Here is a 6,894-nt window from a genome sequence, read left to right on the forward strand (position 1 = left end):
CCGCCTTTTGCGTATTCTAGTTTGGGTATTGTTAGTTTAAGCAGGCTTAAACTGGGTAACCCCTAAATCATCATCTTGCTTATACTTTGCAGTGATGTCTGATGGGCGCAGATCACGACGTAGATCCATTTCATCTTCACCACGGATAAACACACCGCGTAAAGAGTTGGTATACACGTCTACAATCTCTACGTCGACAAATTTACCGATATGTTTATGCATACCTTCAAAGTTCACTACACGGCTGTTTTCAGTTCGACCGCGAAGCTCCATTGGATTTTTAACCGATGGACCTTCAACCAAGATACGTTGCACAGTGCCTACCATATGGCGGCTATAGCGCATTGCTTGCTGGGTGATGCGATCTTGCAAAATGGCCAGACGTTCTTTTTTCTCATCTAGGCTAACATCATCTGGAAGATCTGCTGCCGGCGTGCCAGGGCGCGCACTGTAGATAAAACTAAAGCTATGGTCGAATTGGATCTCTTCAATTAGCTTCATTGTGTCAGCAAAATCTTGCTTCGATTCACCAGGGAAACCAATGATAAAATCTGAGCTGATTAGAATATCAGGACGCGCTTTACGTAAACGGCGGATAATCGACTTATATTCGATTGCCATATGGCCGCGTTTCATTTGCGTTAGGATCAAGTCAGAACCTGATTGCACTGGTAAATGTAAGAAACTCACCAATTCAGGGGTGTCTTCATACACATCAATAATGTCTTGCGTAAACTCAATCGGGTGACTAGTGGTAAAGCGTAGACGGTCGATGCCATCAATTGCTGCCACGTAACGTAAAAGCTCTGCAAAAGTACAGATTTCATCATCGTGGGTTGCGCCACGATAAGCATTTACGTTTTGACCTAATAAGTTTACTTCACGCACGCCTTGTTCAGCCAACTGGGCGATTTCAAGAATGATATCGTCAAGTGGTCGGCTAACTTCTTCACCACGTGTATAAGGCACAACACAGAAAGAGCAGTACTTGCTGCAACCTTCCATAATTGACACGAATGCACTTGGACCATCAGCGCGAGGCTCTGGTAGACGGTCAAACTTCTCAATTTCAGGGAAGCTAACGTCGATTACCGCTTTCTTTCCGTCTTTGATTTGATCAATCATTTCAGGCAGGCGGTGTAAGGTTTGTGGACCAAAAATAAGGTCAACACACTGCGCACGCTCTTTAATTGCTTTACCTTCTTGTGAGGCAACACAACCACCAACGCCAATAATTAGGCCTGGCTTCTTATCTTTTAATGTTTTCCAGCGCCCTAGCTGATGAAAAACCTTTTCCTGTGCTTTTTCACGAATAGAGCAAGTGTTCAGCAGCAGCACGTCAGCTTCTTCAGCATTGTCTGTTAGTGTATAACCTTCGTATTCGTCAAGAAGATCAGCCATCTTAGAAGAGTCATACTCATTCATTTGACAGCCCCAAGTTTTAATATGGAGTTTTTTACTCATCAGTCTGTATCACTCTAGAAGCACCGAAAAAATAGCGCGACATTTTAACGCCTAAGTTAGCCTGTGGCTAGCATTTAGCCGTTAATAAAGTGAATTTATTCAGCCGATTTTAATACTCCTGAATTTAATACGGTTTTATTTGGTTGTTCAGCTTTCGCAACTTGGCTGCTAATAAAGCCTTGCTCCTTAGCCATCTGCATGATGTTCGACTTGGCTTGCTGTTGGATTTCTACCCGCACTTGCTGGTTGAAATCTTGCAACATATCACTCGTGTATTGATACATGGCGTATTCAAATGGAGTTCGGTAAGTGACAGTGATGTGCTCGATCTGATTTTGACTGTCGTTGGCATAACTTATCGAGGGCGCTACTAACGCTGCTGATAGTATAGCGTAGGCAATGACTTTCATATTATCCTCACTCATTTCTCTATGGATATATCCATTAGATAACTTGAGTGTATGGCATGGTTTGCAGCTAAGCCCGACGGTTTGTAAGCAGGTGTGAGTAAAAGCCAGTTCAGACACATTTATACACGTTAGACCCATATTTGACATCAAATGACATATTTTGTAGCGCTTAGCGGTCAAATTTTACTTGATGAAGCACGGGGATGAGCAATTCAAGGCAGGGATAATCTGATGGGCATCAAATAGTGCAAACTTTCTTGTATAAAGCGCTAATGTCGATGCTTTTTAGGTGTAAACTCGGTAGCGAAAAATGAGTTTAGTTGTCAGGAGACAAAGCGGTGGAACAGACAAGTACTGAAAGCAATCTATATGATGCAGTTGTTGTGGGGGGCGGAATGGTCGGCGCCGCGACAGCGATTGGTCTTGGTCAACTTGGATTAAAGGTTGCGATAGTCGAAGCGTTTGCTCCTAAAGCCTATGACAGTGAGCAGCCATTAGATTTACGGGTTTCTGCGATCAGTGCCGCGTCTGAAGCATTGCTTGAACGCTTAGGTGCTCTGTCAGGTTTAGACTCCATGCGTAAGGTAGCCTATAAAGGTCTAGAAACGTGGGAGCTAGATGGCTGTATTACGCGTTTCCACAGTGACCAAATTGGCTCACCTCATTTAGGCCATATTATCGAAAATCGCCTGATCCAATTAGCACTTTGGCAGCGCATGGAGCAGCTAGATAATATCACGCTACATTGTCCAACCAAGATTGCGATGCTTTCTCGGACACCAGCTCAAGATTTGATAGCGCTTAAACTCGATAATGGTGATTCATTGACGACACGTTTACTGATTGGCGCTGATGGTGCCAACTCTATGGTGCGCCAATGGGCCAATATTGGAATCACTGGCTGGGATTATGCGCAGTCAGCGATGCTGATTAATATTGAAACCGCGGCTAAACAACAAGATGTCACCTGGCAGCAGTTTACGCCAAGTGGTCCACGTTCATTATTGCCATTACCCGGCAATAATGCTTCATTAGTTTGGTATGACGACGCGAATAAAATAGCTCAGCTCTCTCAGCTCAATAATTTAGCCTTAAAAGCACAAATCGTTCAGTACTTCCCTGCGCGTTTAGACCGCGATTTTAACGTGGTTAATAAGGCAAGTTTTAAGCTGACTCGCCGCCATGCACAAGTTTACTACCGAGATAACTTAGTGATCCTCGGTGATGCCGCGCACACGATTAACCCACTGGCAGGGCAGGGAGTTAATCTAGGTTTTAAAGATGTTGATGCCTTAATCAATACTATTGCTAGCCATTTAGAGGATGAGAAAGGCTGGTGGCACAGTAAGGTGTTAGAAAAATATCAACAATGCCGCTATCGAGATAATTTGTTGATGATGTCGACCATGGATCTGTTCTATGCAAGCTTTAGTAACGACATCTTGCCATTAAAACTTCTGCGTAATGGTGCACTGAAACTGGCCAATATCGACGGCCCAATTAAGAAGCAGGTACTTAAATACGCAATGGGGTTTTAATTATAAAATGGTTGTCTCGACTAATTTGACACCATAGGCGTTAGCATAAGCATAAGCATAAGCATAAGCATAAGATGAAAACCGAATATTACCTATTCGGTTTTTTTGTCGATTTCCATTGTTTTTTTTCTAGGCCCTTTCGAAAAATGCATCATATTTGGGGGCAAATAGAGCCTGAGCTCGGCATCATGTTTAAACGATATTGGCGTATAATTTGTTGGCAGGCTATTTGAGTGCTAAAATGCCGCGTTTTTAATTTTGTTGTTGGTGTGTTTTATCGACGGCAAAACATAAATTAGGCAAATACAGACTGGGTACTATGAGCAATATTAAACTGATAGTTGGGCTTGCAAACCCCGGCGCGCAGTACGAACGGACTCGTCATAATGCTGGCGCGTGGTACGTTGAAGAACTCGCTAGAGTCTGTGGTGCCACATTAACATTAGACAGTAAATACTTCGGCATGACGGCGAGAGCTACCTTGCATGGCAAAGATGTTCGTCTGTTGATCCCGACAACCTTTATGAATTTAAGTGGTAAGTCGGTAGGCGCGTTAGCGAACTTTTTTCGCATCGCACCTGAAGAGATATTAGTTGCACACGATGAGCTTGATATGCCGCCGGGTGTAGCGAAATTTAAGTTGGGTGGTGGTCACGGTGGCCATAATGGTCTTAAAGATATCATTGCAAAATTAGCAAATGATAAAGGCTTCTACCGCTTACGTATTGGCATTGGTCATCCTGGTGATAAGAGTCAGGTGAGCAATTATGTGCTGAGTAAGGCCTCTCCAACGGATCAAGAACTGATGGACGCTGCAATTGATGAAGCGGTACGTTCGACAGAAGTCTTGTTCAACCAAGATATGGCAAAGGCGATGCATAGACTGCATTCTTTTAAAGCATAAACAAGTGCTTGGAGCATTGCTTCAAGTCATTCATTGATATTAAAGGTAACAATATGGGTTTCAAATGTGGCATCGTAGGCCTGCCAAACGTTGGTAAATCAACACTTTTCAACGCACTAACAAAAGCTGGCATCGAAGCGTCAAACTTCCCGTTCTGTACAATTGAGCCTAATACAGGTGTTGTTCCTGTACCTGATTCACGTCTAGACGCATTAGCTGCCATTGTTAAGCCTGAGCGTGTATTGGCAACAACAATGGAGTTTGTTGATATTGCAGGTCTAGTTGCTGGTGCTTCGAAAGGTGAAGGTCTAGGTAACAAGTTCCTAGCTAACATCCGTGAAACTGATGCAATTGGTCACGTTGTTCGTTGTTTTGAAGATGACAACATTGTTCACGTAGCGAATAAAGTTGACCCAGCGAGCGACATCGAAGTGATTAACACTGAGCTTGCACTTGCGGATCTTGATTCGTGCGAGCGTGCGATTACTCGTCAAGCTAAGCGCGCAAAGGGCGGCGACACTGAAGCTAAGTTTGAAGTGGCAGTGCTTGAAAAAATGCGCCCGGTACTGGACGAAGGCAAAATGCTACGTTCAATGGATTTAAGTAAAGAAGAGTTAGCCGCGATTGGCTACCTAAACTTCCTGACACTTAAGCCTACTATGTACATTGCTAACGTAGCTGAAGATGGTTTTGAAAATAACCCACATTTAGATATTGTGAAAGCCATTGCTGCTGAAGAAAACGCAGTGGTTGTTGCAGTATGTGCGGCGATTGAGTCTGAGCTTGCAGAGATGGATGCTGAAGACCGTAATGAATTTATGGCTGATCTTGGCCTCGAAGAGCCTGGTCTTGACCGTGTTATTCGTGCTGGTTATGAGCTACTAAATCTACAAACTTATTTTACAGCTGGTGTAAAAGAAGTTCGTGCTTGGACTGTGCGTGTCGGTGCAAGTGCTCCGCAAGCTGCTGGCGTTATCCATACAGATTTTGAGCGTGGATTTATTCGTGCACAAGTTATGGCTTATGACGATTTCATTACTTACAAAGGTGAAGCTGGCGCGAAAGAAGCGGGCAAGCTACGTGTTGAAGGTAAAACCTATACCGTTAAAGATGGCGATGTGATGCATTTCCTATTTAACGTATAAGGGAATAGCTTGATACTAGAGCTCTTTACTAGAGCTTTTAACTAAAGCTTTTTACTAAAATATGCAAACGGCGGCTAATAATTTAGCCGCCGTTTTTTTTGCCTACAGGTTTTGCTTACTATAAATACTATCAGGTCTATAACCTTTTCTTTTTAGCTCAGCGTCGACTCTAATAATGTAGCGTTGAGCAGGCTTATACACGTTCGATGTGGATTATTACGAGTGCAGAGGCTCTATTACTTTAAAGACACTCGATAGCTCAATGTAATTTTAATCAATTTAGTTGTTAAGTTAGGTGTCGTTAAGTTTAAAAAGCACTCATTGAGTAAGCTTAGGTATAGCTATTGAGTGATGACAGTGGCAAAGAAAGACGGTTTTTTACCGAAAACCAGTGAACAGCATTCCTCAAAGTATTAAGTTTTCTCTCTCGATAGGCCCTTTTTTGCATATCTGTTGCTCAGTTTGGTGAAGTTATCGCCGAACAATGCTTTTTCGGTAAATTTGCGAAAAAAAGCAGTTGACCTGATTCACCTGAATAAGCATAATACGCCCCGTTCCCCAGACAGGGGGACGAAAAGAAACGATGGCAATGTAGCTCAGTTGGTTAGAGCACAGCACTCATAATGCTGGGGTCGCAGGTTCAAATCCCGCCATTGCTACCATCTTCCTCTACTAACTTAGTTAGTGAGGTATCTTCTCAGGATATAAAATATTGAGTATCTTATCTAGATGTAAAACTTGATGTTGTGTAAGAATAGTGGGTGTTGATATTAGACACGCCTAGTTCGAACGCCATCTTAATCAAGATGTAAAAACAGATGTAGTGCGGGAGTGGTGGAATTGGTAGACACGCCAGATTTAGGTTCTGGTGCCGTAAGGTGTGAGAGTTCAAGTCTCTCTTCCCGTACCATTTATTAAAATAATGATGAGTTTACTCGTCATTAGTAAAAAAGATTTTTTGGGGTATCGCCAAGCGGTAAGGCACCGGGTTTTGATCTCGGCATTCCCAGGTTCAAATCCTGGTACCCCAGCCATCTTTGGCAATGTAGCTCAGTTGGTTAGAGCACAGCACTCATAATGCTGGGGTCGCAGGTTCAAATCCCGCCATTGCTACCATCTTTCTCTAGATGTAAAATGGAGTCAGTGTGAGATTGGTATATGTTGATATTCGACACGCCATGATCAGCTGCCATCTTAATCAAGATGTAAAACTAGATGCAGTGCGGGAGTGGTGGAATTGGTAGACACGCCAGATTTAGGTTCTGGTGCCGCAAGGTGTGAGAGTTCAAGTCTCTCTTCCCGTACCATTTATTAAAATAATGATGAGTTTACTCGTCATTAGTGACAAAAGATTTTTTGGGGTATCGCCAAGCGGTAAGGCACCGGGTTTTGATCTCGGCATTCCCAGGTTCAAATCCTGGTACCCCAGCCAT

General features: G+C 43.3%; 5 protein-coding genes and 6 tRNA genes. 9 read left to right on the top strand and 2 right to left on the bottom strand.

All coding sequences use genetic code 11. The features are described from left to right. Positions 1-36: 36 nt before the first annotated feature. Together miaB and ACVBIO_RS19445 are read right to left on the bottom strand one after the other, a co-directional pair. Entirely contained in the window at positions 37-1,464 is a 1,428-nt protein-coding gene (gene miaB / locus ACVBIO_RS19440; protein WP_447162508.1) for a tRNA (N6-isopentenyl adenosine(37)-C2)-methylthiotransferase MiaB, read from the bottom strand. 95 nt (positions 1,465-1,559) lie between these two features. Next, on the bottom strand, positions 1,560-1,889 hold the full coding sequence (locus ACVBIO_RS19445) for a hypothetical protein (RefSeq protein WP_447162509.1): 330 nt from the start codon (positions 1,887-1,889) through the stop codon (positions 1,560-1,562). A gap of 323 nt (positions 1,890-2,212) precedes the next feature. Between ACVBIO_RS19445 and ACVBIO_RS19450 the strand changes: the two genes are divergently transcribed. From ACVBIO_RS19450 to ACVBIO_RS19490, 9 genes are all read left to right on the top strand, one after another. Next, complete coding sequence (locus ACVBIO_RS19450) at positions 2,213-3,412, top strand: FAD-dependent monooxygenase (RefSeq protein ID WP_447162510.1); 1,200 nt, start codon at positions 2,213-2,215, stop codon at positions 3,410-3,412. A 319-nt stretch (positions 3,413-3,731) separates the two neighbouring features. After that, positions 3,732-4,316 carry an aminoacyl-tRNA hydrolase gene (gene pth / locus ACVBIO_RS19455; RefSeq protein ID WP_447162511.1) on the top strand — a complete coding sequence of 195 codons (585 nt, stop codon included), beginning with the start codon at positions 3,732-3,734 and terminating at the stop codon, positions 4,314-4,316. A 53-nt stretch (positions 4,317-4,369) separates the two neighbouring features. Then, positions 4,370-5,461, top strand: a complete 1,092-nt coding sequence (ychF, locus tag ACVBIO_RS19460) for a redox-regulated ATPase YchF (protein WP_447162512.1) — start codon at positions 4,370-4,372, stop codon at positions 5,459-5,461. Between the two features lie 585 nt (positions 5,462-6,046). Continuing rightward, a tRNA-Met gene (locus ACVBIO_RS19465) sits at positions 6,047-6,123 on the top strand. Between the two features lie 163 nt (positions 6,124-6,286). After that, positions 6,287-6,371, top strand: a tRNA-Leu gene (locus ACVBIO_RS19470). A 49-nt stretch (positions 6,372-6,420) separates the two neighbouring features. After that, positions 6,421-6,495: transfer RNA gene (locus tag ACVBIO_RS19475), tRNA-Gln, on the top strand. Positions 6,496-6,500: 5 nt separating this feature from the next. Beyond that, a tRNA-Met gene (locus ACVBIO_RS19480) sits at positions 6,501-6,577 on the top strand. A 106-nt stretch (positions 6,578-6,683) separates the two neighbouring features. Next, positions 6,684-6,768, top strand: a tRNA-Leu gene (locus ACVBIO_RS19485). A 50-nt stretch (positions 6,769-6,818) separates the two neighbouring features. After that, a tRNA-Gln gene (locus ACVBIO_RS19490) sits at positions 6,819-6,893 on the top strand. Position 6,894: the final 1 nt, after the last annotated feature.

This window comes from Shewanella sp. 0m-8 (genome assembly GCF_052977265.1).